The sequence below is a fragment of the Streptomyces sp. JL2001 genome (genome assembly GCF_050917515.1).
Classification (GTDB): Bacteria; Actinomycetota; Actinomycetes; order Streptomycetales; family Streptomycetaceae; genus Streptomyces.
Window position 1 is genome coordinate 3,259,424 of sequence record NZ_CP169421.1, and the last position, 25,062, is coordinate 3,284,485.

Sequence of the window (25,062 nt, forward strand, 5' to 3'; positions counted from 1 at the left end):
GCTTACAGCACCTCCGGCGCGAGCGAGATGATCTTCATGAACTTCTTCTCGCGCAGCTCACGGCCGACCGGGCCGAAGATACGGGTGCCACGAGGGTCGCCGTCGTTCTTGAGAATGACAGCGGCGTTCTCGTCGAAGCGGATGTACGAGCCGTCCTGGCGGCGGCGCTCCTTCACGGTGCGAACGATGACCGCCTTGACGACGTCACCCTTCTTCACGTTGCCACCGGGGATCGCGTCCTTGACGGTGGCGACGATGACGTCACCGATGCCCGCGTAGCGGCGACCGGAACCACCGAGAACACGGATGCAAAGGATCTCCTTGGCACCAGTGTTGTCGGCGACACGCAGTCGCGACTCCTGCTGGATCACGTCTATCTCCTGATTGTCTGCCGGTTCCCGGCCGGGGCTTCAGAGGAAGCCCCGGCCGAGCCTGGCGGAACTGACCCGAGGGAAACCCCTCGAGTAATTACTTGGCCTTCTCGAGGATCTCGACGACGCGCCAGTGCTTCGAGGCGGACAGCTTGCGCGTCTCCATCAGGAGGACGCGGTCGCCGACGCCGGCAGCGTTCTGCTCGTCGTGAGCCTTGAGCTTGTTGGTACGGCGGATCACCTTGCCGTACAGCGCGTGCTTGACGCGGTCCTCGACAGCGACGACGACGGTCTTGTCCATCTTGTCGCTGACGACGAGGCCCTCACGGACCTTGCGGGCGTTGCGCTCGGTCTTCTCAGTCACGTTGTTCTCGCTCATCAGGCGTTCTCCACCGTCTCGATGCCCAGCTCGCGCTCGCGCATCAGGGTGTAGATCCGGGCGATGTCCTTACGGACGGACTTGAGCCGACCGTGGTTCTCGAGCTGGCCCGTCGCCGCCTGGAAGCGGAGGTTGAACAGCTCTTCCTTGGCCTCGCGGAGCTTGTTGAGAAGCTCCTCGTTGCCCAGCTCGCGCAGCTCGGACGCCTTGGTACCGGCAGTCATCACAGCTCACCTGCTTCGCGCTTAACGATCTTGCACTTCATCGGCAGCTTGTGAGCCGCACGGGTCAGGGCCTCGCGCGCGATCTTCTCGTTCGGGTAGGACAGCTCGAACATGACCCGACCGGGCTTGACGTTCGCGATCCACCACTCGGGCGAACCCTTACCGGAACCCATGCGGGTCTCGGCGGGCTTCTTGGTGAGGGGGCGGTCCGGGTAGATGTTGATCCAGACCTTGCCGCCACGCTTGATGTGGCGGGTCATCGCGATACGGGCCGCCTCGATCTGGCGGTTGGTCACGTACGCCGGAGTGAGGGCCTGAATGCCGTACTCGCCGAACGCGACCTGCGTACCACCCTTGGACATACCGCTGCGCTTCGGGTGGTGCTGCTTACGGTGCTTGACCCTACGGGGGATCAGCATTTCGGTCAGGCCTCCGTTCCGGTGCTCTCAGCCGGAGCGGCAGCGGCGGCGGGAGCGTCGGCCTTGGGGGCCTCGGCAGCCGGCGCGGACTGCTGCTGCGGCTTGCGGCCGCGGCCGCCACGCTCGCCACCACGGCCACCACGGCCGGCGGGACGGTCGCCAGCGCCGGCACCACGGGCCGGGCGGTTACCCGCACGGGCCGCAGCGTTCTCGGCGCGGACCTCGGCGATGTTCTTGACATCGCCCTTGTAGATCCAGACCTTCACGCCGATGCGGCCGAAGGTCGTCTTGGCCTCGAAGAAGCCGTAGTCGACGTTCGCGCGGAGCGTGTGCAGGGGCACGCGGCCCTCGCGGTAGAACTCCGAGCGGGACATCTCGGCGCCGCCGAGACGACCGCCGCACTGGATCTTGATGCCCTTGGCGCCGGCCTTCATCGTGCCCTGCATGCTCTTACGCATGGCGCGACGGAAGGAGACGCGGGAGGAGAGCTGCTCGGCAACGGCCTGGGCGACCAGCTGAGCGTCCATCTCGGGGTTCTTGACCTCGAGGATGTTCAGCTGGACCTGCTTGCCCGTGAGCTTCTCGAGGTCGCCGCGGATGCGGTCGGCCTCGGCGCCACGGCGGCCGATGACGATGCCGGGACGCGCGGTGTGGATGTCCACCCGCACGCGGTCACGGGTGCGCTCGATCTCAACCTTCGAGATGCCGGCGCGCTCCATGCCGGACGTCATCATCCGACGGATGGCGACGTCTTCCTTGACGTAGTCCTTGTACAGCTTGTCGGCGTACCAGCGGGACTTGAAGTCCGTGGTGATGCCGAGCCGGAACCCATGCGGGTTAACCTTCTGGCCCATTACCGGGTTCCTTCCTTGCTGCTGACGACCACGGTGATGTGGCTGGTCCGCTTACGGATCCGGTAGGCACGGCCCTGGGCACGCGGACGGAACCGCTTCAGGGTCGGGCCCTCATCCACGTACGCCTCGCTGATGACCAGCGAAGAGGCGTCCGTGTGGTCGTAGTTGTGTGCAGCGTTGGCGATGGCGCTGTCCAGCACCTTGCCAACCGGCACGCTCGCGGCCTGCGGGGCGAAACGCAGGACCGCCTGAGCCTCCGTGGCGTCCATGCCACGGATAAGGTCCACCACGCGGCGGGCCTTCATGGGCGTGACGCGGATGTACCGCGCCTGGGCCCTGGCTTCCATGGTTGTCCTTCCGATGTCTGTCATGGTCATTCCACCCCGCTACTAGCGGCGCTTCGACTTCCGGTCGTCCTTCACGTGACCCCGGAAGGTGCGCGTCGGCGAGAACTCGCCGAGCTTGTGGCCGACCATCGACTCGGTGACGAACACCGGAATGTGGGTCTTGCCGTTGTGCACCGCGATCGTGTGGCCGAGCATGGCCGGGATGATCATCGAGCGACGGGACCAGGTCTTGATGACGTTCTTGGTACCGGCTTCGTTCTGAGCGTCCACCTTCTTTACGAGGTGTCCGTCGACGAAGGGTCCCTTCTTGAGACTGCGCGGCATCTAAACCCGCTCCTAGCGCTTCTTGTTCGTCTTGCGGCGGCGGACGATGTACTTGCTCGATGCCTTCTTCGGCGAGCGAGTACGACCCTCCTTCTGACCCCACGGGGAGACCGGGTGGCGACCACCGGAGGTCTTGCCCTCACCACCACCGTGCGGGTGGTCAACCGGGTTCATCGCCACACCGCGGACGGTCGGGCGAACGCCCAGCCAGCGCTTGCGGCCGGCCTTACCCCAGTTGATGTTGCTCTGCTCGGCGTTGCCGACCTCGCCGACGGTGGCGCGGCAGCGCACGTCGACCAGGCGGATCTCACCGGAAGGCATGCGGAGGTGGGCCATCTGGCCCTCCTTCGCGAGCAGCTGCACGGAGGCACCGGCGGAGCGGGCGAACTTCGCGCCGCCACCGGGACGGAGCTCGATCGCGTGGATCGTGGTACCGACCGGGATGTTGCGCAGCGCCAGGTTGTTGCCCGGCTTGATGTCGGCGCCGGGGCCGTTCTCCACGCGGTCGCCCTGCGAGAGACCCTTCGGCGCGATGATGTAGCGCTTCTCGCCGTCCACGTAGTGGAGCAGCGCGATGCGCGCGGTGCGGTTGGGGTCGTACTCGATGTGAGCGACCTTCGCCGGCACGCCGTCCTTGTCATGACGACGGAAGTCGATCAGACGGTAGGCGCGCTTGTGGCCACCGCCCTGGTGACGGACGGTCACACGACCGGTGTTGTTACGGCCGCCCTTGCTGTGCAGGGGGCGGACCAGCGACTTCTCCGGCGTGGACCGCGTGATCTCGACAAAGTCGGCGACGCTGGAGCCACGACGGCCCGGGGTCGTCGGCTTGTACTTGCGGATACCCATTTCTCAGTCCTCGTCCGATTCCGGACGATCCAGACCGCCCTTAGGCGGTCGGACCGCCGAAGATGTCGATACGGTCGCCCTCGGCGAGGGTCACGATGGCGCGCTTGGTGTCCTTGCGCTTGCCGAAACCGGCCTTGGTGCGCTTGCGCTTGCCCTGGCGGTTGATCGTGTTGACCCCGGTGACCTTGACCGAGAAGACCGCCTCGACGGCCTGCTTGATCTGGGTCTTGTTGGAGCCAGGCGCGACGATGAACGTGTACTTGTTCTCGTCCAGCAGGGCGTAGCTCTTCTCCGAGACAACCGGCTTGACGAGAACGTCGCGCGGGTCCGAGAAGGTCTTGCTGGTGACGACGGCCTCAGTCATCAGGCGTCGCTCCCTTCGGTCTCAGCGGTCTGGGGGCCAGACACGAAGGACTCGAAGGCGGCCTTGGTGAAGACCACGTCGTCGGAGACGATCACGTCGTACGTGTTGAGCTGGCCCGGCTCCAGGATGTGAACCTGGGGCAGGTTGCGGGCGGACAGCCACGCGGCCTCGTCGGCGCGGTCGACGACCAGGAGCAGGTTCTTGCGCTCCGAGATCTTGCCGAACAGCGTCTTGGCGGCCTTGGTGGAGACCTCGCCCTCGACCACGCCGGTGACGACGTGGATACGGGAGTGGTTCGCCCGGTCCGAGAGGGCACCGCGCAGGGCGGCGGCCTTCATCTTCTTCGGGGTCCGCTGCGAGTAGTCACGCGGCACGGGGCCGTGCACGACGCCACCGCCGGCGAACTGCGGCGCACGGGTCGAACCCTGACGGGCGCGGCCGGTGCCCTTCTGGCGGTAAGGCTTCTTGCCACCACCGCGGACTTCGCCACGGGTCTTGGTCTTGTGCGTGCCCTGACGGGCCGCGGCCAGCTGCGCGACGACGACCTGGTGGATCAGCGGGATGCTGATCTTGGCGCCGAAGATCTCCGCGGGGAGCTCGACGGTCCCGGCCTTGTCGCCTGCCGGCGAAAGGATGTCAATGGTGCTCATCGGTTCCTCAAACCCCCTTGGCCGCAGTACGGACCAGGACGAGGCCACCGTTCGGACCGGGGACCGCGCCCTTGATGAGCAGCAGACCCTTCTCCGCGTCAACGGCGTGGACGGTCAGGTTCTGGGTGGTGACCCGCTCGTTGCCCATACGGCCCGCCATGCGGAGGCCCTTGAACACACGGCCCGGGGTGGCGCAGCCACCGATGGAACCGGGGGAGCGGTGCTTGCGCTGGGTGCCGTGACCGGCGCCGAGGCCCTTGAAGTTGTGACGCTTCATGACACCGGCGAAGCCCTTGCCCTTGCTCTTGCCGGTGACGTCGACCTTGACGCCCGACTCGAACACGGCGGCGGTGATCTCCTGGCCGAGCGTGTACTCGCTGGCGTCAGCGGTACGCAGCTCCACCAGGTGGCGGCGCGGGGTGACGTCGGCCTTGGCGAAGTGACCCTTGAGGGGCTTGTTCACCTTGCGAGGGTCGATCTCGCCGAAGGCGATCTGGACCGACTCGTAGCCGTCGATGTCGTTGGTGCGGACCTGGGTGACGACGCAGGGCCCAGCCTTGACGACGGTGACCGGGACAACCCGGTTGTTCTCGTCCCAGACCTGGGTCATGCCGAGCTTCTCGCCCAGGACGCCCTTAATGTTCTTTGCCATCTCGCGCGTCACCTCAGAGCTTGATCTCGATGTCGACGCCCGCCGGCAGGTCGAGACGCATGAGCGAGTCAACCGTCTTCGGCGTGGGGTCGAGGATGTCGATGAGGCGCTTGTGCGTGCGCATCTCGAAGTGCTCGCGCGAGTCCTTGTACTTGTGCGGCGACTTGATGACGCAGTACACGTTCTTCTCAGTGGGCAGCGGCACCGGGCCTGCGACCGACGCACCAGTGCGGGTCACCGTCTCGACGATCTTCTTCGCCGAGGAGTCGATGACCTCGTGGTCGTAGGCCTTGAGCCGGATGCGGATCTTCTGTCCCGCCATGGCTACTCAGTAGTCCTGTCTCTCGTAACGCTCTGGAACTCGGGGGTTCTCCAGTCCTCCGCCTCCGACCCACGCGGTCGGGCGTGTCGCACTCCCTCTACGCAGAGATCCCTACAGATCTCCCAACCAAGGGGGCGCGGTACCAGAACCGCGAGCCGGGGGCAGAACACCCACCGAGTGCCTGGCCGGCACCCCGCTGACGCTTCCCAGAAGATTCCCGTACGTCCGACCCGAGGGGTCGACGAGTACTGTGGGACTCGCTTCCGGTCCTCCCGACGGGAGGCGCGCAGCATCGGCACTCAACCGAGCAACCCCGACAGTCTGCCATACGGGGCCATCCGGCCGCCAATCGGGGCGGAAGACTGTACCCCACGTCACGTCGCGGTACACGCAGGGCCACCTCCGCCCCCTCTCCGACTCCCCCGCACCTCCAGGGAGCGTCCTCGCCCCGGGCCCGGCCCGCGCGGCAGGTCAGCGCGCGGGCCCCGCCGGTCAGGTACGGGTGACCGTGCCGCACCCGCCCCGCTGCCGGTCCCGGCGCAGGTCCTTGCTGCGGTCGTACGGGTCGACGGCCGGGCCGGAGCCCTGCGGCGAGGCGGCCAGGTCCTCGGTGAACTCCGGATGGAGGAACCCGTCCTCCTTCTCCTCGCAGGAGTCGTTGCCGAAGCTCATGTCGTAGCCGACCACCATCACGCGGCCCTCGGTCACCCGGTACCTGGTGGGGTCGAACACGCCGAAGGTGACCTGGCGGCGCACGATCGTCCGCGCCACCTCGTCGAAGCCCGGCCGGGTCTTCACGACGGGGTAGACGAAGGTGTAGTCGGCGACGATCTCCACCTCGCCGGCGCGCTTCCCCTTCCGGACGGTCATCCGCCCCCGGGTCTTGACGACGTCGCCGACCGGGCGCACCCGCTGCGGGTCGAAGCGGCTGAACAGCGCGAGCGGGTCGTCCTTCTCCGTGGGCCGCTCCACGGCCCGCGTCATCGCGTCGCGCAGCTCCTTCCCCTGGGGGTCCATGAGTGCCAGCGCCGCCGCCGGCCGGTCACCGCGGACCGTGGCGGGATCGATGTTGGCCGCGACGAGGAAGGCCTTCACCTTCTTCAGCGCGGCGGCGATCCGCGCCTCGGACAGCCCGTTCGTCGCCTTCGCCCGGGGCAGCTCGATGCCCGCGGCTCCGTCGGCCCAGCGCAGCGCCGGGGAGCCCTTGAAGGGCTCCTTCAGCGTGGGCGTGTCAGGGAGCACCTCGTGGGAGGGCGCCGCCGTCGGACGCTCCGTCTCGGCGGCGAGCGGAGTGCTGTCCCCGCCCCTCAGACCGTCCGGCAGCGCGGCCGTGAGCTCGTCGGGCAGGCGGTCGGTCAGCAACTGGGGCCGTACGGCGACCAGCGCGAGCAGCACCACCAGCGCCATGCCGAGGACCGCCTTGGTCCGGCGCCTGCGGGCGGCCCGGCCGTTCATCTCCTGCCACGCCGGCCCGGTGCGCCAGCCCTTCGGCTGTCCGGCCGGCGCGCCGCCCGCCCGCCCCTTCCGGATCCGCCACCCCCGGGACTTCGGCGGAGCCGTGACCCCGACCCCGTCGCGCCGCGCCGCCTCGACCAGCGCGGCCCATTCCTCGTCGGACACCGACCGTCCCTCGTCCTGCACGATCCCCACCCCTCGCACTCCGTTGCGGACGGAGGATGTCACAGCGGTCCGGGGCCCGAAGCAGCAGGTCAGAGGTGTTGATCAGGTCGTGATGCGAGCCCTCGCCACGGGGTCATGATGGAAGGGAACCCGCACGGCGGGAGGCGCCGGCCCCTCCCCCGCGGGACCGACGTCGGACACGGCAGGTGCCGGGCGCATGCGCACGAGCGACGAGATCTACCACCGGGTGCTGTGGGATCCCCGCTTCGACCCGGAGCGCTTCGTGATGGGGATCGCCGAGCGCGGCGCCGCACCGCAGCGGACGGCCCTGCCCGACTTCGTGCCCGGCGGGGAGATCCCCTGGCACCGGGTGCTGTTCTTCGAGGCGGACGGCGAGCTCGTCTGGGACCGGGTCTCGGGCGTGGACCGGATCGACGAGTCGGTCGCCGGGAGGGTCCGGGGGCCGCGCGCCGGGGACAGGTCACGTCCGGCGGCCGCGGCCGCGTCCGGTGCGGCCGTCCTGGCCGTGCCGCCGACACCCCGCACCGCACTGGCATGGATCCCGCCGCACCGGCTCTGGCCGCCGATCCAGCACATACGGCGCGCGCACGACCGCCAGATCCACCGCTGGCCCCCGCACGTCAACGTCGTCTTCGGCTTCGTCCCCGAGCCCGACTTCGCCCGGGCCGCGCCGCTGCTGTCCGCCGCGGCGGCCGAGGCGGTGCCGTTCACGGCCCGGCTGGAGGGCGTGCACTGGTTCGGCCACCGGGAGGACGCCACGGTCTGGCTCGACCCCGCGGCGGCGGGCGAGGAGCCGTGGGCGCTGCTGCGGCGCGCCCTGGAGACCCGCTTCCCGCTGTGCGGCGACGACTCCCGGGGCTACACCCCGCACCTGTCCCTCGGCCGCACCCGCGACCCGCACGCGCTGGCGTCCGCGTCCGAGGCGCTGCTCGTGCCGATGACGGCCCGGGTGGCCGAGCTCGTGGTCCTCTCGCGCCGCGCCGACGGCCCGATGCGCGTCCGGGCGACCGTCCGGCTGGGCAGCGGAGAGCTGCACCGGACAGCCGACTGAGCCCCGCCGACGGGAATGCAACCCCGATGGTCGAAAATCCGTCTGACAGGGCGCGGACCACGGCTCCGGCCAGGACCTCCGCCGCTTCCAGGGACCAGCACGCAGCGCGGGGGAACGACACACGTGGACGCCAGAGACGCCGGACCCGTGCCGGATCCCGCCTTCCCCCGCCCTGGGCCCCGCCGCCGCAGCGTCGTCGCCGCCGCCCTCGGGGGTGCCGCCCTGGCGACCCCGGCGCTCGCCGGCTGCTCCCTCCCCGCGCCCCGCCGGACCGGACCGATCGCCGACCCCGCGCCCGGGATGCCGATCTCCGCCTCGCGGCGCGCACAGCTGCTGCAGATCGCCGCGCACCCGGACGACGACCTGTACTTCATGAACCCCGACACCCAGCGCCTGCTCGACGCCGGTGTCCCGCTGGTCTCCGTGTACGTCACCGCGGGCGAGCACACCGGCCGGAACCGGATCGCCGGGATGCCGAGCCGCCCGGACGACAAGGCCGCCTACTCCTCCGCGCGCCACCAGGGCCTGCGGCAGGCCTACGCCACGCTGCTGGGTCTCGACCGGTTCGCGCCCTGGCGGAAGGACGTCGTCACCCTCCGGGGCGGCCGGCGCGCCGAGATCGACACCCTCACCCATCGCGGCCGCCGGGTGGAACTGGTCTTCCTGAACCTGCCCATGCACACCCCGCGCCGGTACATGGCCCTGCCCGCCCTGTGGCACGACCGCGCCCTGGACCTGCGGACCCAGCTCTCGGCGGACTCCCCCGTCGACCGCGCGGAGGTCTACGACCACGAGGGGCTGACCGACGTGCTCGTCGGCCTCCTGGAGCGGTACCGGCCGACGATCGTGCACACCCTGGACCCGGACCCGGACATCCAGCACAGCGACGAGGCGACCCGCCGGCAGGACAGCGAGCAGCCGGGCTACTCCGACCACGGCGACCACACCGCGACGGCCTGCTTCTCCTGGGCCGCGCTGATCCGCTGGGTCGCGGAGGGGACCGGCCGGCCGGCCGCGGACGGCGGGGCCGTGCCGGCGTTCGCCGTGACCGCCTTCCGCGGCTACTACAACCGCCACTGGCCCAAGAACCTCCCGCCGCAGGTCCTGAAGGAGAAGGCCGGGCACCTCGTCCCGTACGGCGGCGATCCCGACTGGGAGTGCGGCAACCCCTCCGGCTGCGGCGACTACGGCGTCGGCGGCGACCGGCCCCTCACCAACAAGAAGGGCTGGGTCCGGTCCACCCACCACCGCTACCCCGGACCGGGCCCGGCCGTGGCCGAACGGCCCGACGGCCGGCTCGACGCGTACGGGGTGCTCGGGCTGCGCGCGGTCCGCTGGCGGGAGACCGGGCGGGGCACCGGGCAGTGGGGTGCGCCGGAGGACCTCGGCGGCGGCCCGCTGGCGCCCGTGCTCGGCTCGACGACGCTCGCCGACGGCCGGGTCCTCCTCTTCGGCCTGCGGTTCGCCGCCCTCGGCGGCCACGGCGGCCCCAACCGGCGGGAGGTCGTCCTCCTGGAACAGCGCTCACCCGACGGTCCGTTCCTCGCCTGGCGCGGGCTCGGAGGGCCGGAGCGCGGTGACGACCGCGGGCGCCGGATCGGGGTCCCGGTGGCCGTGACGGCGCCCGACGGCCGGGTGCACCTGTTCGTGCGCGACGCGGACCGGGGGGTGTCGACGCGGGTGCGGGACACCGGCGGCGGCTGGGGCCCCTGGCGGACCCTCCCCGGTGACGAGGAGGTGCAGGACGGCCTCACCGCGCTGGTGGACGCCGCCGGGCGCGTACGGGTCCTCGCGGCCGGCCGTACGGCCGTCCGTCAGTGGGTCGACGGCGTGCCGGGCGACCCGTTGCCGCTCGCGGCGGATCCGGTGGCCGCGCTGCCGGTCCCGGGCGCGGCCGGCATCGAGGTGTTCCACCGCGGCCCCGCCGCCGGCCGGCTGCTGTCGACGGCCGGCTCCGACCCGGACTTCGAGGGGTACGGCGCGGTCGCCCTCGCCCCGGGCCCGACGTTCCTCGGCCGCGACCTGCGCGGGCGGATGCAACTGCGGCACGGCGGGCGCCTGCACGTCCGTACGCAGGGCGTCGCGCCGGTCGGGAACGCGACGCTGCGGGGCACGACGGCCGTCGGTCTGGGCGCGGACGCGCACCCGTGGCTGTGGCGACCGGCGGGAACGGCGGAGGCCCGCCTCCCCTGAGGGGAGACGGGCCCCGACGTGGCCTGGTATCAGGTCACTTGACGTAGTAGCCGGTGATGTCGGCGAGCAGGTCGACCGTGCCGGCCCGGTTGTAGAACGTCACCTTGCCGTCCGCACCGACGGGGACGACCACCAGGTTCGGGATCGTCAGACCGGCGGTGAAGTTCAGGTTCGAGGCGCTCGACCGGGTCGTGCCGCTCGGGTAGACCGACACGAAGCTGGTCGCCGTCGGGGCGGTCGCCGTCACATTGAGGACGACGGCCGTGACACCGCTGGCCGGGACGCCGTTGGCGCCCGTCACCTGGAGCGTCACGGTGCCGCTCGCGCCGACCTTGGCCTTCGGGACACCGAGCCCGGAGCGGGTGTCCATCAGCCGCAGCGGGCCGAGGTTGATGTGGGACGCGCCCGCCGTGTCGGAGGTGAAGTACCCCGTCACGTCGGCGAGCAGGTCGACCGTGCCGGCCCGGTTGTAGAAGCTGACCTTGCCGTTCGCGCCGACCGGGACGACCACCAGGTTCGGGATCGTCTGACCCGCGGTGAAGTTCAGGTTCGAGGCGCTCGACCGGGTCGTGCCGCTCGGGTAGACCGACACGAAGCTGGTCGCCGTCGGAGCGGTCGCCGTCACATTGAGGACGACGGCCGTGACACCGCTGGCCGGGACGCCGTTGGCGCCCGTGACCTGGAGGTCGACCACACCGGAGGCGCCGACCTTGCCCTTGGCCACACCGGTGCCGTCGCGGGTGTCCATCAGACGCAGCGGACCGAGGTTGCTGTGGGTGGAGCCGCTGGTGTCCTTGACGTAGTAGCCCGTGATGTCGGCGAGCAGGTCGACCGTGCCGGCGTGGTTGTAGAAGCGGACCTTGCCGTCCACCACCGGGACGACCACCAGGTTCGGGATCGTCTTGCCGGCCGTGAAGTTCAGGTTCGAGGCCGCCGTGCGGTCGGTGCCGTTGGGGTACGCGGAGACGTAGCTGGTCGCCGTCGCGTTCGTCGCGGTCACGTTGAGGACGACCGCGCCGACGCCGGTCGCCGGGACGCCGTTGGCGCCGGTGACCTGGAGGACCACCTCACCGCCGGCGCCGACCTTGGCCTTCGGCACGCCGAAGCCGGAGCGGGTGTCCATCAGCCGGGTGGGCGTGACCGGCTTGAAGGTCTTCGGGCCCGGGACGGTCACGGCGACCGACGCCGAGGTCGACACCTTGCCGGAGGTGTGCGTGGCGCGGACGGCCACGGTGTGGGCGCCGTAGCCGGTCACCGTCGTGGCGGCGCTGCGGGCAGCGGGGCCCGGGGTCGCGACGACCTGGCCGTCGACGAGGACCTCGAACTTGTTGATCAGCGAGTTCGTGGTGCTGGTGGACCAGTTCACGGTGACCGGACCGGGCGTCTCGTAGCCGGTGCCGGCCCTGGTCGCCCCGCCGCCGAGCGAGTCGACCTTCAGACCGGCGACGGAGCCGGTGGCGTAGGAGCGGATGGTCGGCAGCTGCGGGTACAGCATGTTGCCGGGGCACTGGGTGTTGAAGCCGTTGCGGTGACCCGAGATCGCCGCGAAGGGGTACACCTGGTTCAGGGTGAACGTCTGCCCGAAGAAGTTCGTCTGGGTGACGCCCGCGGTCAGCTGCGCGGTGCCGTTGGGGTCCACGCCGTACTGGCCGAGCTTGTACGCGGCCACGCGCGAGGCGGAGACCAGCGCGGCGCTCGACGCGGCCTGGTTCGTGTAGTCACCGAGGACCGCGACGCTCGTCGACTCGGAGTTCCAGCCGTAGGTGTGCGCGCCCAGGACGGGCTGGTCGATGCCGCCCTTGCGGCCCTCGAAGATCGTGCCGCACTTGTCGACGAGGAAGTTGTAGCCGATGTCGCGCCACTCCTCGACGTCCACGTGGTAGTCGAGGATGCTGCGGACGACACTGGCCGAGGCCGAGCACTCGTACGCGGCGCTCGTCGTGTGGTGGACGAAGATCGCCTTGATCTTGCCGCCGATGAGGTACTGGGCCGGCTCGGGCGTCTTGTCCTCGATCGCCTGCCCGCCCCACTGGGCACGGGTGACGATGGTGGGCTTCGGAGCGGTCGAGGCCGGACCGGGCACGCTCGGCGGAGTGGTCGGCGGGTCGACGGCCACGAAGGCCGCCGGCTCGGCGTTCAGCTCGCCGCTGTCCTTGGCCGCGGAGCCCGCGCCGCCCGGGTCGATCATGTTGAGCTTGAGACCCGCGGGCAGCACGCCGGCCGCGGCGCCGTCGCTGACGCGCACCTCGGCACCGTCGGAGGCACCGACCCACACCGGCTCGGTGGAGCCGGGGGCACCGGCACGCCGGCCGTCCATGCCGGCCGGGTGCGGCTCCAGCTCGACCCAGTCGGACCACTCGCCGGTCTCGATGCTGCGGGTGCGCGCCTCGATCGTGCCCTTGACCTTCTCGTCAGGGTCCGTCCAGGTGACGCCGAGCAGGCCGAACGGCTCGGTGGTCCGCTGCGTGAGGACGGCTTCGCCCTTGCCCTTGTCGGTCAGCGCGAGCTTGTGCAGCTCGCTCCTGCCCTTGCCGCCGTGTGCGGCCTTGCTGCTGTACACCCCCGGCGTCGCGGCCTTCGCCCCGTCGTCCCCGGTGCCGAACACGGCACCGTTCGCCGCGGCCTGGAACCCCAGGACCGCGAGGACGCCCACGGCGGTCCCCAGCGCAGTACGACGCACCCGCGTCGCCGTCGTCGTACGTCGTGCTCGACGTCCCGATCTCAAGTTGTCTCCACCCCTTGATGGACATGACACAGCCAACCGGATGGATGCTACTGGCAGCTACTGTCACGGGCGCCACTGGGGTCACAACTGTCACACAAGATCACCGGAACAGACGAGGGCCCCCGTCCCGCCGCGAACGGCGGGCCGGGGGCCCTCTGATGACGCTCCGTCAGGAGCGGCACAGGTCAGACGATCGACAATTACTTGTTGATCTTGACGACCTGGCCGGCGCCCACGGTCCGGCCACCCTCACGGATGGCGAACTTGAGGCCCTCCTCCATGGCGACGGGCTGGATCAGCTCGACGGTCATGGAGGTGTTGTCGCCCGGCATGACCATCTCGGTGCCCTCGGGGAGGGTCACGACGCCGGTCACGTCCGTGGTACGGAAGTAGAACTGCGGGCGGTAGTTGTTGAAGAAGGGGGTGTGACGGCCACCCTCGTCCTTCGACAGGATGTAGGCCTGGGCCTCGAAGCTCGTGTGCGGCGTGACCGAACCCGGCTTGATGATGACCTGGCCGCGCTCGACGTCCTCGCGCTTGATGCCACGGAGGAGCAGACCGACGTTCTCACCGGCCTGGCCCTCGTCGAGCAGCTTGCGGAACATCTCGATGCCGGTGACCGTGGTGGTGACCTTCTCGGTCTTGATACCGACGATGTCGACGGTCTCGTTGACCTTGAGGACACCACGCTCGATACGACCGGTGACGACGGTGCCACGACCGGTGATCGTGAAGACGTCCTCGATCGGCATCAGGAACGGCTTGTCGACGTCACGCTCGGGCTGCGGGATCGCCTCGTCGACGGCGGCCATCAGGTTCAGGACCGACTGGCCCCACTCCTTGTCGCCCTCGAGCGCCTTGAGCGCCGAGACCTTGACGACCGGCAGGTCGTCGCCCGGGAACTCGTACTCGGAGAGGAGCTCACGGACCTCGAGCTCGACGAGCTCCAGGATCTCCTCGTCGTCCACCATGTCGGCCTTGTTCAGGGCGACGACGATGTACGGAACGCCGACCTGGCGGGCCAGGAGCACGTGCTCCTTGGTCTGCGGCATCGGGCCGTCGGTGGCGGCGACCACGAGGATGGCGCCGTCCATCTGCGCCGCACCCGTGATCATGTTCTTGATGTAGTCCGCGTGACCGGGGCAGTCGACGTGGGCGTAGTGACGCGACTCGGTCTGGTACTCGACGTGCGCGATCGAGATCGTGATACCGCGCTGGCGCTCCTCGGGAGCCTTGTCGATCTGGTCGAAGGCCGAGGCCTCGTTCAGGTCCGGGTACGCGTCGTGCAGCACCTTGGTAATGGCGGCCGTGAGGGTCGTCTTACCGTGGTCAATGTGACCGATGGTGCCGATGTTGACGTGCGGCTTAGTCCGCTCGAACTTCGCCTTCGCCACTGGGGTCCTCCTGGAGTGGTTCTGAACGCCTTGCTTCATCGGCGCCAGGTGATCTTTGCTGGGATGCCATCCGCCGGGGCCCGATCCCTCGGGTTTCGTGGGGCTGAGCCCCGGCGACTGGTGTCAAGCCTAAAGCGTGCACTCGGGAGAGTTACTCGCCCTTGGCCTTCGCGATGATCTCCTCGGCGACGTTCCGCGGAACCTCGGCGTAGGAGTCGAACTGCATCGAGTAGCTTGCGCGACCCGAGGTCTTGCTGCGGAGGTCTCCGACGTAGCCGAACATCTCCGAAAGGGGCACGAGGCCCTTCACGACGCGAGCGCCGCTGCGCTCCTCCATGGCCTGAATCTGACCACGGCGGGAGTTGATGTCGCCGATGACCTCACCCATGTAGTCCTCGGGCGTGACGACCTCAACGGCCATCATCGGCTCAAGGATGACGGGGGAAGCCTTGCGCGCGGCCTCCTTGAAGGCCTGCGAACCGGCGATCTTGAACGCGAGCTCGGAGGAGTCGACCTCGTGGTAGGCACCGTCGAGAAGGATGACGCGGACGCCAGTCATCTCGTAGCCGGCCAGGATGCCGAACTGCATGGCCTCCTGCGCACCCGCGTCGACCGAAGGGATGTACTCCTTCGGGATGCGGCCACCGGTGACCTTGTTCACGAACTCGTACGAGGCGTCGCCGCCCTCGATGGGCTCGATCGCGATCTGCACCTTGGCGAACTGACCGGTACCACCGGTCTGCTTCTTGTGGGTGAAGTCCACGCGCTCGACGGCCTTGCGGATCGTCTCGCGGTACGCGACCTGCGGCTTGCCGACGTTCGCCTCGACCTTGAACTCGCGACGCATACGGTCGACGAGGATGTCGAGGTGAAGCTCGCCCATACCACCGATGATGGTCTGGCCGGTCTCCTCGTCAGAGTGAACCTGGAAGGAGGGGTCCTCCTCCGCGAGACGCTGGATGGCGACACCCAGCTTCTCCTGGTCACCCTTGGACTTGGGCTCGATGGCGACCTGGATGACCGGCGCCGGGAAGTCCATGGACTCCAGGATGACCGGGTTCTTGTCGTCGCACAGCGTCTCACCGGTGGTGGTCTGCTTGAGGCCCATGACGGCGACGATGTCGCCGGCGCCCACCGAGTCGATCTCCTCACGCTTGTTCGCGTGCATGCGGTAGATCTTGCCGATGCGCTCCTTCTTGCCCTTGACGGAGTTCAGCACCGCGGTGCCGGCCTCCAGGCGACCGGAGTAGATCCGGACGAAGGTGAGCTTGCCGAGGTGCGGGTCGCTCGCGATCTTGAACGCGAGGGCCGACAGCGGCTCGTCGTCGGACGGCTTGCGCTTGACGACCAGCTCCGCGTCCTTGACGTCGTGGCCCTCGATGGCCTCGACGTCCAGGGGGGAGGGGAGGTAGCGCACGACCGCGTCGAGCAGGGGCTGGACACCCTTGTTCTTGAACGCGGTGCCACAGAAGACGGGGGTGATCGTCTTCTCGCCGCCACCCTTGCCGGAGGCAATGGTGATACGACGGATCGCGGCGTACAGCTGCTCCTCGGTGGGCTCCTGGCCCTCGAGGAAGAGCTCCATGATCTCTTCGTCGTTCTCGGCGACGGTCTCGACGAGCTTGCCGCGCCATTCCTCGGCGGTCTCGGTGTGCGAGGCCGGGATGTCGACGACGTCGTACATCTCGCCCTTGGTCGCTTCCGCGGACCACACCAGGGCCTTCATGCGGACGAGGTCCACGACACCCTGGAAGTCGGCCTCGGCACCGATCGGCAGCTGCATGACGATCGGGACGGCGCCGAGGCGGTCCACGATCATGTCCACGCAGCGGTGGAACTCGGCGCCCGTACGGTCGAGCTTGTTGACGAAGCAGATGCGCGGCACGCCGTAGCGGTCCGCCTGACGCCAGACGGTCTCGGACTGCGGCTCGACACCGGCGACACCGTCGAACACCGTGACGGCACCGTCGAGCACGCGGAGCGAACGCTCCACCTCGACCGTGAAGTCGACGTGACCCGGGGTGTCGATGATGTTGATGGTGTGATCAACGTCCTCGAGCGGCCAGTGACAGGTCGTCGCGGCAGACGTGATGGTGATGCCGCGCTCCTGCTCCTGCTCCATCCAGTCCATCGTGGCAGCGCCGTCGTGGACTTCACCGATCTTGTAAGACACACCGGTGTAGAACAGGATGCGCTCGGTGGTCGTCGTCTTGCCCGCGTCGATGTGGGCCATGATCCCGATGTTGCGGACCTTGGCCAGGTCAAGCGAAGTGGTGGCCATAAGGCTCAATCTTCTCTCGGTCTCGATGTGGGTAGCGACTACCAGCGGTAGTGCGCGAAGGCCTTGTTGGACTCGGCCATCTTGTGCGTGTCCTCACGCTTCTTGACCGAAGCACCGAGGCCGTTGGAGGCGTCGAGGAGCTCGTTCATGAGGCGCTCGGTCATGGTCTTCTCGCGACGGGCGCGGGAGTAACCGACGAGCCAGCGGAGCGCGAGGGTGGAGGCGCGACCGGGCTTGACCTCGATCGGCACCTGGTAGGTGGCGCCACCGACACGGCGGGACTTGACCTCGAGGGACGGCTTCACGTTCTCGAGGGCGCGCTTCAGCGTGATGACCGGGTCGTTGCCGGTCTTCTCGCGGAGGCCTTCCATGGCACCGTAGACGATGCGCTCGGCGGTGGAACGCTTGCCGTCCAGCAGGATCTTGTTGATCAGCGAGGTGACAAGAGGAGAGCTGTAGACCGGGTCGATGATGACCGGGCGCTTCGGGGCGGGGCCCTTACGAGGCATTCTTACTTCTCCTTCTTGGCGCCGTAGCGGCTGCGAGCCTGCTTACGGTTCTTGACGCCCTGCGTGTCGAGGGAACCGCGGATGATCTTGTAACGAACACCCGGCAGGTCCTTCACACGGCCACCACGCACGAGCACGATGGAGTGCTCCTGCAGGTTGTGACCCTCACCCGGGATGTAGGCCGTGACCTCGATGCCCGAGGTCAGACGCACACGCGCGACCTTACGGAGGGCCGAGTTCGGCTTCTTCGGGGTGGTCGTGAACACACGCGTGCAGACGCCACGACGCTGAGGGGAACCCTCGAGTGCGGGCGTCTTGTTCTTCTCGACCTTGTCCTGCCGGCCCTTCCGGACCAGCTGCTGGATCGTAGGCACTACTTCTCCGGTTTCTGTGTGCCGTCGGTGAAACTAACCTGGAACACCGCCGACCCACGCGGTCGGGTGTGTCGAATGCTGCGGACTTCCGCCAGGGCGGAAAAGGCGCAGATTGCGGTGGCCGTTCGCGGACTCACTGTGCGGTTGAGGACACGCACGCAAGCCCAGGCACACCCCAGGCACAAGGTCTGAGCGTACCTACCGCATGGACTCCGGTCAAAACAAATGCCCACGCGCACCGGGACCCGGCCGACGTGGGAGAACGAATCCCGGGCACCCCCGGCCCGCGGCCGGCGCGGCGGGCCCGCGGACCCGCCGCGGACCGCGCGCCGGGCGGGACGTTCCGGGCGGGCCCGGGGGCGGGTGCGGGCCCGGCGGCGCGGGGAGGGGTCAGTCCCGGGCGGCGCGGCGCGGCTCGCCCGGCGCGCGGGTCTCCGGGTCCTCCTCGCCGGGCTCCAGGAACTGGTTGACGACCTTGACGAACACGCCCATCCGCTCGTCGGGGACCCCGAGCCAGCGCGCGAAGTCCTCCATGGTGGGCTGCCAGTCGTCGGGCGGCAGCAGGTCCTCGGCCAGGGGCAGTTCCTCGGGGGTGACCCGGCCGGACCGGATCAGCATGTCGCGGACGGAGACCCCGAGCAGGGGGGCGATCCGGCGCATCGTCTCCAGGTCGGGCATGCTCTGCCGCTGGAGCAGCCGGGTCACGGCGGCACGGTGGACGCCGGCCTCGTCGGCGATCCGGGACTTGCCTCCGCCGCGCGGACTGTCGATGTCGTAGCCGCGCGCTCTCATCAGGCTTTCCACCCAGCCTGCGAATGCGTCGAGCCCTTGAGTGCTCATGTGTACCGCTCCCTTACTCCCCACCCTCCGGGCTCCCACTCTAGCGTGCTTGCGCGCACAGAATTACGTGCTTTCGGGCACGCAACCGTGTCGAAACGGTGAAGGATCCTCCCGATCGTTGTTGCGCGCCCGCACGCAACATGTCACTCTCTGAGTCGCCGCCGCACTCGTCGGCCTCACGAGTCCCAGGAGCCCCTCCGGCCCCAGGACTCGGTGGCCCGGACCGTGGAGATGAACCTTGCTCCTGCCCGACTCGACCCCCTGGCAGGCCGCCGCCGCGTGCGTCGGCCTCTCCCCGTCCGTCGTCTTCGCCCGCCGCGCCCAGCAGGCCGCCCCGGCGCTGCGCGCCTGCGCCGTCTGCCTCGTCAGCCGTGAGTGCGAGACGGCCGTGGCGCCCGCGGAGAGCTACTTCGACGGCGTCTGCGCGGGCCGCCTGTGGCGCAACGGCCGCCCCGTCGTCGCGCGCCGCGGCCGGCTCTCCGCCGACACCGCGCGACGGACCGGCACGGTCGACCTGCCCCGCGCGGTCGCCCCGGCCGGCGTACGCGACGCCCAAGCCGGCCCCCACGGTGTCACCCGCCCCGAAGAGCCCGCCGCCCCCGCCGCCGCGAGTACCCCGCACCCGGGCGGCACGCGTGACTGAGAGCCGCCTCCTCGCCGCCGACCAGGTCGTCCGGGACATCGCGCTCTGGACCGCCGCCCTCGTACGCCAGTTCCCCGAGCTCGCCTCGGAGCTGGCCCCCGGCCGCCGCTCCCCCGCCGGGGCCGCGCCCGCCGCGCCGCACCCGGGCCGCGACGAGCTCATCCGCGAGGAGCGGCGCGAGGCGCTGCTCCTCCAGCAGCGGCACGGACTCTCCGTCCCCGGCCACGGCGCCGCCCCGATCCGGCTCCACGTGTCCGACGCCATCCGGGACATCACCGACGGCGTCGTGGAACTGGAGGAGGCCGTCTGCGCCCGCCTCGGCCTGCCGCGGCCGCGCCGGGCCGGGGTCGTCGAACGCCTCCGCCGCGTCGCCGGACTGCTCGACGCCGTCGCCGGCCATCCCGTGCTCGCCCGCCACGTCCGGGACGAACTGCGCCGGATGGCCCGCCGGTGCGCGCGCACGCTGGGCGACACCGAGACGGTCGTCCGGGTCTCCGGTCGCTGCCCGTGGTGCGACTCGGTGTCGCTGCGGGCGTTCACGGACCGCCGCGCGGTGCTCTGCGTGAATCCGGCCTGCCTCTGCACGGACGAGGTGTGCGGCTGCCAGGACGACCCCGCGTACCGGCACCTGTGGCCGGAGGCGGAGTGGCACGAGCTGGCCGAGGCGTCCGGGGCCCGTACGGACGAGATCGAGGCGGCGATGGACACCACCACCGCCGTGGACACCATCCCGAACCCGACGGAGGAGAGCCCGTGCTGACGTCCCCCGCCCCGCCGGCCCTGATCCCCGGCCCGCTGGCCGCCTCGGAGGCCGGGGTCGCCCCGGCGACGATCCGCAAGTGGGTCCAGCTGGGCCACCTGCGCGCGGCCGGCAAGGCGGGCCGGGCCCAGCTGTTCCGCCTGGAGGACGTCTTCGCCGCGGAACGCCTGGCGAGCCGCCGCACCCGCACCGCGTAGTCCGCCACGAAGAAGCGCCCCGCCCGGCGCCCGTCCCACAGCCCCCGCTTCGAAGCGCCCCGCGTCCCTGGAGGACGCGGGGCGCTTCGTCGTCGCGGGGCCCGGCCGTCGGCCGGGGCAGGCGCGTCACGCGGGCGGGCCGCCGCCGGAGGAAAGGCGGCCCCGGCCGGGTGCGCCGCGGGCCCCGGCGGCCTGACGGCCGGCCCGCCGCCGCTCTCCCCAGCGGCCGCGCCGTCCCCGCCGCGGACGGTCCGGCGCACCCGATCCCCGAACTAGTTGCGTGCGCGCACGCTCTCTGTCACAGTTGGTGCAGCGGCGGAGCTGTGCCCGACACCGGGTCACGGTCTCCGCCGTCCGCCGTCCGGGCGCGCTTCCGCGCCCTGCGCGCCCCCTCCCCGCCGGAGCGCCCCGGACGGCCCCTCCCGCCATCCCTCCCGAGGAGCACCGTCATGACCACTCCCCCGAGTGCGTTCCCGGACGTCGAGAAGCTGGTCGTCGACGTCCTCAAGGCCGATCCGGCCCTGGCCGGCGCCGTGATCGCCGTCAACCCGCCCGCCGGCTTCGACGGCACGCAGAGCGCCGTACTCGTGAACCGCCGCGGCGGCGCCTGGGTCGGCGACCTGCACGTCGACATGCCGCTGATCGAGTTCGAGGTGTACGGGCCGAGCAAGAACGCCGCCCACACCCTCGCGAACGCCGCCCGGCGCGCGCTGCTCGCCACGATCGGCAAGCAGGTCGGCACCAACGTCTTCCAGGACGTCGAGGAGCAGGACGGCCCGCGCTGGCTGCCCGACTACCTCTACCGCGGCGCCAACCGCTACCTGTGCGTCATCCGCCTCTCCCTGAGCGTCTTCTGAGCCCTTCCGGCTCCCTGACGGACGCTCACCCACAGACCAGGCCCCGCTCTCCGGCGGGGCCTTTGCCGTACCCGGGCCCGACGCCCGGGAGCGGTGCGCCACCCACCCCTCTCATCAAGGAGAAATCCCACCATGGCAGGAAACAACTCCGCCGAGATCCGCGTCGCAGGCACCGGCAAGCTCTACGTCGCCGACGCCGGCACCTCCGCTCCGGCCACCTTCGGCACCGACTCGGCCGCCGACTGGTCCGGTGCGGGCTGGAAGGACCTCGGTTTCACCTCCGGCGACGGCGTCACGTTCTCGAAGAAGGACAAGCTGGAGGCCATCGACTCGTGGCAGTCGGTCTCCCCGGTCCACTACATCTACTCGAGCCGTGACCTGTCGCTGAAGTTCTCGCTGCTCCAGTTCAACGAGGACACGCTGCCGTTCTTCATGGGCGGCGACGCGGTCAAGGCCGAGCCGACGCCGGCCGTGGACACCTACCGCTACGAGATCGCGGAGCGTCCGTTCGCCGACGTGCGCGCCCTCGGCCTGGAGTTCACGGACGTCAAGGCCGGTGGCACCACCGCCGTCCGGTACCGCTTCATCATCCCGCGGGGCCAGGTCACCGCGACCGACGACATCAAGCTGGCCCGCAAGGCGGCGGCGCAGCTGGGTGTCACCTTCTCCGCCATGTCGAAGGGCGACGGCAAGCCGCTGGCGACCTTCCTCATGAAGGACAGCCAGTACTCCGCGACCGTCTGATCCCTTCCCCCCAGGGGCGGGACGGATCCTCCGTCCCGCCCCGCCCCTCTCCTCTTCACTCACTCGAACAAGGAGTACGCCCCACCATGGCCCGTTTCGACGTCAACGCCGCCCGCGCCCAGCGTCTGGAGGCCAGCGGCCGCAGCTGGTCCTTCGAACTGGACGGCCAGAGCTACACCCTGCCCACCGAACTCAGCCGCGCGACCGCCAAGGCGCTGCGCACGCTCGACGACAACGACGTGGACGGCCTGCTCGCGCTCCTGATGGGTGAGAAGCAGTTCAACCGCTTCGAACAGCACGACATCACGATGCAGGACATCGCCGCCATCCTGGAGGCCTACGGCAAGGAGACCGGGCTCGGCCTGGGGGAAGGCTGAGCCTCGTCGAGTTCGTCGATGAACACGCCGAGGCCCTCGAAGCGGACCTCCTCCGCTACTACGGCACCGACCTCCTCGACTGGCATCGCGGGGAGCTCTCCAGCCGACGGGTGATGACGCTGATCAGGCACCTGCCGCACGACAGCGCCGTGCAGCGGGAGCTGCACGGCGAGGCCGCGGAGTGGTCGATCACCGACCATCTCCTCGCGGCGGCGGTGGACCATCTGGCCGTCTCCAACTGGATGTTCTCGTGCGTCAACTCCGGCGAGGACGACGATCAGCCGGAGCCCCCGAAGCCCGTCCCGCGTCCGGGTGCCCAGGACGAGGACGCCGAGGAACAGGACGAGGAGTCCGGGAGCGCCGCCGAGGCGATCTCGCCCGGCGCCCTCGTCCGGTTCTTCGGCTGACGCCCCATCCCCCCCGCGGCCCCCGGAGCCCGTTCCCGTCAGGGACCGGGCTCCGGGGGCGCTTCCTGTGCTCGCTCGGCGGCCAGGTCCTCCTCCAGGGCCCGGGCCCGTTCGGACAGCCGGCGTCCCCTGCCGCGGCCGTCCGGGTCGCCGGACTCGTGGCCGCGGCGCTCGGAGGCGGCCCCGCCCGGGGCGGGCGCACCGGCGAGCGGCGGCACGATCGGCCGCCCGCCCTTGCCGCGGACGACCTTGCGCACCGGCTGTGCGGACCGGCGCGTACGGCTCTCCTGGGCGGACGGCAGGACGTCCTGTTCGAGGCCCTGCACGGGTTCGCGGTACGGCGCGGAGGCCACCTCGGACCCCGGTCCGGGCTCCGGCGCGGATTCGTCGTCCTGCCCGGACCGCGGTGCGGGCACCGTCGGCTGCGCGGGTTCGGACGGCGGTTCGGGCCGCCGCTCGAACAGCTCCCGCTCCCTGCGGACGCGCTCCTCGGCCTGGATCACGGCGGCCGGCGGTTCGAGGAGCCGGGCGAAGGGCAGCGGGATGACCCGGGCGCCGTCGCCGCCGACGCCGACGCCGACGTCCGAACGTCGCAGGGGGCGCCGGATTCCACGCGCGTCACTCTGACCCTGCGCGTAGGCGTCGGCGACGCGCTTCTCGTACTCCCTGCGGATGCGCGGCAGTTCGTCCGACACGGCCTCGGCCCAGCCGGAGGTGAAGGCGGCCGTCTCGCGCCGGTCGACCTCGGACCGGGGAAGCACCACCAGGTCCTCGGGGGCGAATCCCGCGACGTGGACGAGCTCGGAGATCCGTGCGAAGAGATGGGGCAGGTCGGGATGGGTTTCCAGCCAGTCGACCATCTGCTCCCGGCGACTGCCGCCCGGCTCCCTGCTCATCGCAAGCACTGCCTTCCAAGCCCCCTGAGGTCCCCTCGCGCTCCACGCGCACCTCACGCCCCGTGGTGGTCCGGCCCAGGAACGCCCATTCAGCGTACCCGGTCGAACACACGCACCCGATCCGGCATCAACCCGACTCAGGTAAACGACACAAGACACCCCGTCAGATGTTTCCGGCTCGACAAACACCGAACAGGTGTTCCATAGTTCTATTCGCACAGCAGTTCGAACATGTGGTGCCCCCGCTCCTCACTCCGCGGCGCCGCCACGCACGCACGGGCAAGCAATCGGAAGGCAGGCGTCCATGACTCAGCAGGCCGAGGCATCGCGACCGCAGACACCGCTCCACGACTGCCTCCGCCGGCTTCTCGACGGACCCGTCGCCCTCGACAAGAGAGCGTTGCTCGGCACGTTGTACGCCGAGGTCACCCGCCGCGAGACCCTCGCGTACACGGCGGGCTGGAACGACGCCCTCGGCTCGGCGCGACGCGCGTCCCGCCGGGACGGCGACGCCTGACCCAGCCGCACGAGAAAGCCCCTGCCGGTTCCGGCAGGGGCTTTCTCGGCTTGCCCTCCCCACCACACCAGCGGAGGAAGACATGGCAGGAGCCACACCCCCGTCGGGCGGGCAGCCCCCGGCCGCAGGCGGCAACCCGGAGGAACCCAAGCCCGAGTGGGAACAGACGATGGAGGACCTGAACCTCGGCATCGTCCCCAAGTTGTACAACCTGTTCACCGAGGGCGGCTGGGTCGCGCTGGCGACGGCGGGCGCCGTCGCCGCGGGCGGCGCGCTCGTGCTGATGGTGCAGGAGTCCGCCAAGATCGCGGCCAGGAACATCACGCGCCAGGCGCTCAGCTTCGCGACCCCTCGGGGCGAGAACGGCGAGCGCATGACCTACCAGCGCGACCCCGCGAGCGACTACGGCCGCCCGCAGCGCAGGCCCATCGCGGACGTCATGCGCGAAGAACGGGAAGCTCGCATCGAGGCCGCGGGCCGCACCCCGGCCGGCGGTGGTGCGGGCGACGGCGGCGGTGGAGGCGCGAACCACCCCAGTCCGGAGGCGCTGGAGAGCCTCCGCTCGAAGCTCGCCGAGGTCAACCCGAAGCTCGATGTGTTCAACCGGGAGATCCGCAAGGTTCCCAAGGCGCGCGAGCTCACCAAGACCGCGTCCGCCGTCGAGAAGGTCAACACGGCCATCGCCGCCTCCGACGCCCCGCAGATCACGGCCGTCGCCAAGGCGACCGGCAAGCTCGCGAGCGCCCAGCGGCACTTCGACCCGAGGAAGCTCCCCAAGGCCAGGAGCCTGTCGTCCGCCGCCCAGGCCGCCGAGCGGCTCGCCAACGCGGGCAGGGACGTGGCCCAGGCCTTCAACACCCTCAAGCTCAGGGCCCGGGAAGCCGCCGCGGAGATCTGACCC

The 25,062-nt window shown here is 70.2% G+C and carries 30 protein-coding genes and 1 pseudogene; 11 read left to right on the top strand and 20 right to left on the bottom strand.

Annotation, left to right across the window (positions count from 1 at the left end):
- Positions 1-2 precede the first annotated feature (2 nt).
- The 13 genes from rplN to ACE1OA_RS14360 form a co-directional block, all read right to left on the bottom strand.
- Positions 3-371: a 50S ribosomal protein L14 gene (gene rplN, locus ACE1OA_RS14300; RefSeq protein ID WP_003956455.1), complete on the bottom strand. Its 369-nt coding sequence runs from the start codon at positions 369-371 to the stop codon at positions 3-5.
- Positions 372-468: 97 nt separating this feature from the next.
- Positions 469-750, bottom strand: a complete 282-nt coding sequence (gene rpsQ / locus ACE1OA_RS14305) for a 30S ribosomal protein S17 (protein ID WP_147980755.1) — start codon at positions 748-750, stop codon at positions 469-471.
- On the bottom strand, positions 750-974 hold the full coding sequence (gene rpmC, locus ACE1OA_RS14310) for a 50S ribosomal protein L29 (RefSeq protein WP_147980754.1): 225 nt from the start codon (positions 972-974) through the stop codon (positions 750-752). Before rpmC ends, rpsQ begins: the two co-directional genes overlap by 1 nt.
- Positions 974-1,393: a 50S ribosomal protein L16 gene (rplP, locus tag ACE1OA_RS14315; RefSeq protein ID WP_015035580.1), complete on the bottom strand. Its 420-nt coding sequence runs from the start codon at positions 1,391-1,393 to the stop codon at positions 974-976. Before rplP ends, rpmC begins: the two co-directional genes overlap by 1 nt.
- Before the next feature lie 5 nt (positions 1,394-1,398).
- On the bottom strand, positions 1,399-2,247 hold the full coding sequence (gene rpsC, locus ACE1OA_RS14320) for a 30S ribosomal protein S3 (protein ID WP_017239578.1): 849 nt from the start codon (positions 2,245-2,247) through the stop codon (positions 1,399-1,401).
- Positions 2,247-2,594, bottom strand: a complete 348-nt coding sequence (gene rplV / locus ACE1OA_RS14325; protein WP_004571827.1) for a 50S ribosomal protein L22 — start codon at positions 2,592-2,594, stop codon at positions 2,247-2,249. Before rplV ends, rpsC begins: the two co-directional genes overlap by 1 nt.
- A 42-nt stretch (positions 2,595-2,636) precedes the next feature.
- Entirely contained in the window at positions 2,637-2,918 is a 282-nt protein-coding gene (rpsS, locus tag ACE1OA_RS14330; protein WP_015035577.1) for a 30S ribosomal protein S19, read from the bottom strand.
- A gap of 12 nt (positions 2,919-2,930) precedes the next feature.
- Positions 2,931-3,767, bottom strand: coding sequence for a 50S ribosomal protein L2 (rplB, locus tag ACE1OA_RS14335; protein ID WP_147980753.1), 837 nt, complete (start codon positions 3,765-3,767; stop codon positions 2,931-2,933).
- Between the two features lie 40 nt (positions 3,768-3,807).
- Positions 3,808-4,131, bottom strand: coding sequence for a 50S ribosomal protein L23 (gene rplW, locus ACE1OA_RS14340; RefSeq protein ID WP_147980752.1), 324 nt, complete (start codon positions 4,129-4,131; stop codon positions 3,808-3,810).
- Positions 4,131-4,781: a 50S ribosomal protein L4 gene (gene rplD / locus ACE1OA_RS14345; protein ID WP_147980751.1), complete on the bottom strand. Its 651-nt coding sequence runs from the start codon at positions 4,779-4,781 to the stop codon at positions 4,131-4,133. Before rplD ends, rplW begins: the two co-directional genes overlap by 1 nt.
- 7 nt (positions 4,782-4,788) lie before the next feature.
- Positions 4,789-5,433, bottom strand: a complete 645-nt coding sequence (gene rplC, locus ACE1OA_RS14350; protein ID WP_147980750.1) for a 50S ribosomal protein L3 — start codon at positions 5,431-5,433, stop codon at positions 4,789-4,791.
- A gap of 13 nt (positions 5,434-5,446) precedes the next feature.
- Positions 5,447-5,755, bottom strand: a complete 309-nt coding sequence (rpsJ, locus tag ACE1OA_RS14355; protein ID WP_003948644.1) for a 30S ribosomal protein S10 — start codon at positions 5,753-5,755, stop codon at positions 5,447-5,449.
- Between the two features lie 492 nt (positions 5,756-6,247).
- Positions 6,248-7,405, bottom strand: coding sequence for a hypothetical protein (locus ACE1OA_RS14360; protein ID WP_384869563.1), 1,158 nt, complete (start codon positions 7,403-7,405; stop codon positions 6,248-6,250).
- Positions 7,406-7,592: 187 nt separating this feature from the next.
- Here ACE1OA_RS14360 and ACE1OA_RS14365 point away from each other — a divergent pair.
- Positions 7,593-8,429: pseudogene (locus ACE1OA_RS14365) on the top strand (RNA repair domain-containing protein); the annotation flags it as partial.
- 141 nt (positions 8,430-8,570) lie between these two features.
- Positions 8,571-10,640 (top strand): PIG-L family deacetylase, encoded by a 2,070-nt coding sequence (locus ACE1OA_RS14370; protein WP_432752866.1) that lies wholly within the window; start codon positions 8,571-8,573, stop codon positions 10,638-10,640.
- 34 nt (positions 10,641-10,674) lie between these two features.
- Here the strand turns inward: ACE1OA_RS14370 and ACE1OA_RS14375 are convergent, their stop codons facing one another.
- The 6 genes from ACE1OA_RS14375 to ACE1OA_RS14400 all read right to left on the bottom strand — a co-directional run bounded on the left by ACE1OA_RS14375 (position 10,675) and on the right by ACE1OA_RS14400 (position 18,763).
- Positions 10,675-13,320, bottom strand: coding sequence for an N-acetylmuramoyl-L-alanine amidase (locus ACE1OA_RS14375; protein ID WP_386542749.1), 2,646 nt, complete (start codon positions 13,318-13,320; stop codon positions 10,675-10,677).
- A gap of 245 nt (positions 13,321-13,565) precedes the next feature.
- Positions 13,566-14,759 (bottom strand): elongation factor Tu, encoded by a 1,194-nt coding sequence (gene tuf / locus ACE1OA_RS14380; RefSeq protein ID WP_147980746.1) that lies wholly within the window; start codon positions 14,757-14,759, stop codon positions 13,566-13,568.
- Positions 14,760-14,910: 151 nt separating this feature from the next.
- Positions 14,911-17,040: an elongation factor G gene (fusA, locus tag ACE1OA_RS14385; RefSeq protein WP_356599648.1), complete on the bottom strand. Its 2,130-nt coding sequence runs from the start codon at positions 17,038-17,040 to the stop codon at positions 14,911-14,913.
- A 38-nt stretch (positions 17,041-17,078) separates the two neighbouring features.
- Positions 17,079-17,549, bottom strand: a complete 471-nt coding sequence (rpsG, locus tag ACE1OA_RS14390; protein WP_003966970.1) for a 30S ribosomal protein S7 — start codon at positions 17,547-17,549, stop codon at positions 17,079-17,081.
- A gap of 2 nt (positions 17,550-17,551) precedes the next feature.
- On the bottom strand, positions 17,552-17,923 hold the full coding sequence (gene rpsL, locus ACE1OA_RS14395; protein ID WP_003948652.1) for a 30S ribosomal protein S12: 372 nt from the start codon (positions 17,921-17,923) through the stop codon (positions 17,552-17,554).
- Positions 17,924-18,313: 390 nt separating this feature from the next.
- Complete coding sequence (locus tag ACE1OA_RS14400) at positions 18,314-18,763, bottom strand: helix-turn-helix domain-containing protein (RefSeq protein WP_356599650.1); 450 nt, start codon at positions 18,761-18,763, stop codon at positions 18,314-18,316.
- 238 nt (positions 18,764-19,001) lie between these two features.
- Between ACE1OA_RS14400 and ACE1OA_RS14405 the strand changes: the two genes are divergently transcribed.
- From ACE1OA_RS14405 to ACE1OA_RS14435, 7 genes are all read left to right on the top strand, one after another.
- On the top strand, positions 19,002-19,406 hold the full coding sequence (locus tag ACE1OA_RS14405) for a WhiB family transcriptional regulator (RefSeq protein WP_432752867.1): 405 nt from the start codon (positions 19,002-19,004) through the stop codon (positions 19,404-19,406).
- Positions 19,399-20,166, top strand: a complete 768-nt coding sequence (locus ACE1OA_RS14410; protein WP_356599654.1) for a hypothetical protein — start codon at positions 19,399-19,401, stop codon at positions 20,164-20,166. Before ACE1OA_RS14405 ends, ACE1OA_RS14410 begins: the two co-directional genes overlap by 8 nt.
- Positions 20,160-20,363, top strand: a complete 204-nt coding sequence (locus ACE1OA_RS14415; protein WP_356599656.1) for a hypothetical protein — start codon at positions 20,160-20,162, stop codon at positions 20,361-20,363. Before ACE1OA_RS14410 ends, ACE1OA_RS14415 begins: the two co-directional genes overlap by 7 nt.
- A gap of 449 nt (positions 20,364-20,812) precedes the next feature.
- On the top strand, positions 20,813-21,220 hold the full coding sequence (locus tag ACE1OA_RS14420; protein WP_147976236.1) for a hypothetical protein: 408 nt from the start codon (positions 20,813-20,815) through the stop codon (positions 21,218-21,220).
- Positions 21,221-21,352: 132 nt separating this feature from the next.
- A complete protein-coding gene (locus ACE1OA_RS14425) occupies positions 21,353-21,964 on the top strand; it encodes a phage tail protein (RefSeq protein WP_356599659.1) in 612 nt (203 codons plus the stop codon).
- Between the two features lie 86 nt (positions 21,965-22,050).
- Positions 22,051-22,341, top strand: coding sequence for a hypothetical protein (locus ACE1OA_RS14430; protein ID WP_432752868.1), 291 nt, complete (start codon positions 22,051-22,053; stop codon positions 22,339-22,341).
- 113 nt (positions 22,342-22,454) lie between these two features.
- A complete protein-coding gene (locus ACE1OA_RS14435; protein WP_356599663.1) occupies positions 22,455-22,748 on the top strand; it encodes a hypothetical protein in 294 nt (97 codons plus the stop codon).
- Between the two features lie 38 nt (positions 22,749-22,786).
- On the opposite strand, the gene ACE1OA_RS14440 is transcribed toward ACE1OA_RS14435, so the two are convergent.
- Positions 22,787-23,644 (bottom strand): hypothetical protein, encoded by an 858-nt coding sequence (locus tag ACE1OA_RS14440; protein WP_432752869.1) that lies wholly within the window; start codon positions 23,642-23,644, stop codon positions 22,787-22,789.
- A 304-nt stretch (positions 23,645-23,948) separates the two neighbouring features.
- On the opposite strand from ACE1OA_RS14440, the gene ACE1OA_RS14445 reads away from it, so the two are divergent.
- Both ACE1OA_RS14445 and ACE1OA_RS14450 read left to right on the top strand, forming a co-directional pair.
- Entirely contained in the window at positions 23,949-24,161 is a 213-nt protein-coding gene (locus tag ACE1OA_RS14445; RefSeq protein WP_147976231.1) for a hypothetical protein, read from the top strand.
- 82 nt (positions 24,162-24,243) lie between these two features.
- Positions 24,244-25,059 (top strand): hypothetical protein, encoded by an 816-nt coding sequence (locus ACE1OA_RS14450; protein ID WP_386544864.1) that lies wholly within the window; start codon positions 24,244-24,246, stop codon positions 25,057-25,059.
- Positions 25,060-25,062 lie beyond the last annotated feature (3 nt).

What these genes read in the sequence shown, in the direction of transcription:
- rplV (WP_004571827.1), bottom strand. Translation starts at nt 2,594, where the DNA reads ATGGAAGCCAGGGCCCAGGCGCGGTACATCCGCGTCACGCCCATGAAG.
- ACE1OA_RS14440 (WP_432752869.1), bottom strand. Translation starts at nt 23,644, where the DNA reads ATGAGCAGGGAGCCGGGCGGCAGTCGCCGGGAGCAGATGGTCGACTGG.
- ACE1OA_RS14435 (WP_356599663.1), top strand. Translation starts at nt 22,455, where the DNA reads ATGACGCTGATCAGGCACCTGCCGCACGACAGCGCCGTGCAGCGGGAG.
- rpsG (WP_003966970.1), bottom strand. Translation starts at nt 17,549, where the DNA reads ATGCCTCGTAAGGGCCCCGCCCCGAAGCGCCCGGTCATCATCGACCCG.
- ACE1OA_RS14430 (WP_432752868.1), top strand. Translation starts at nt 22,051, where the DNA reads ATGGCCCGTTTCGACGTCAACGCCGCCCGCGCCCAGCGTCTGGAGGCC.
- rplC (WP_147980750.1), bottom strand. Translation starts at nt 5,433, where the DNA reads ATGGCAAAGAACATTAAGGGCGTCCTGGGCGAGAAGCTCGGCATGACC.
- rplW (WP_147980752.1), bottom strand. Translation starts at nt 4,131, where the DNA reads ATGACTGAGGCCGTCGTCACCAGCAAGACCTTCTCGGACCCGCGCGAC.
- rpsQ (WP_147980755.1), bottom strand. Translation starts at nt 750, where the DNA reads ATGAGCGAGAACAACGTGACTGAGAAGACCGAGCGCAACGCCCGCAAG.
- rpsS (WP_015035577.1), bottom strand. Translation starts at nt 2,918, where the DNA reads ATGCCGCGCAGTCTCAAGAAGGGACCCTTCGTCGACGGACACCTCGTA.
- rplP (WP_015035580.1), bottom strand. Translation starts at nt 1,393, where the DNA reads ATGCTGATCCCCCGTAGGGTCAAGCACCGTAAGCAGCACCACCCGAAG.
- ACE1OA_RS14450 (WP_386544864.1), top strand. Translation starts at nt 24,244, where the DNA reads ATGGCAGGAGCCACACCCCCGTCGGGCGGGCAGCCCCCGGCCGCAGGC.
- rpsC (WP_017239578.1), bottom strand. Translation starts at nt 2,247, where the DNA reads ATGGGCCAGAAGGTTAACCCGCATGGGTTCCGGCTCGGCATCACCACG.
- ACE1OA_RS14445 (WP_147976231.1), top strand. Translation starts at nt 23,949, where the DNA reads ATGACTCAGCAGGCCGAGGCATCGCGACCGCAGACACCGCTCCACGAC.
- rpsJ (WP_003948644.1), bottom strand. Translation starts at nt 5,755, where the DNA reads ATGGCGGGACAGAAGATCCGCATCCGGCTCAAGGCCTACGACCACGAG.
- ACE1OA_RS14400 (WP_356599650.1), bottom strand. Translation starts at nt 18,763, where the DNA reads ATGAGCACTCAAGGGCTCGACGCATTCGCAGGCTGGGTGGAAAGCCTG.
- rplB (WP_147980753.1), bottom strand. Translation starts at nt 3,767, where the DNA reads ATGGGTATCCGCAAGTACAAGCCGACGACCCCGGGCCGTCGTGGCTCC.
- ACE1OA_RS14420 (WP_147976236.1), top strand. Translation starts at nt 20,813, where the DNA reads ATGACCACTCCCCCGAGTGCGTTCCCGGACGTCGAGAAGCTGGTCGTC.
- rplD (WP_147980751.1), bottom strand. Translation starts at nt 4,781, where the DNA reads ATGAGCACCATTGACATCCTTTCGCCGGCAGGCGACAAGGCCGGGACC.
- fusA (WP_356599648.1), bottom strand. Translation starts at nt 17,040, where the DNA reads ATGGCCACCACTTCGCTTGACCTGGCCAAGGTCCGCAACATCGGGATC.
- rpmC (WP_147980754.1), bottom strand. Translation starts at nt 974, where the DNA reads ATGACTGCCGGTACCAAGGCGTCCGAGCTGCGCGAGCTGGGCAACGAG.
- ACE1OA_RS14425 (WP_356599659.1), top strand. Translation starts at nt 21,353, where the DNA reads ATGGCAGGAAACAACTCCGCCGAGATCCGCGTCGCAGGCACCGGCAAG.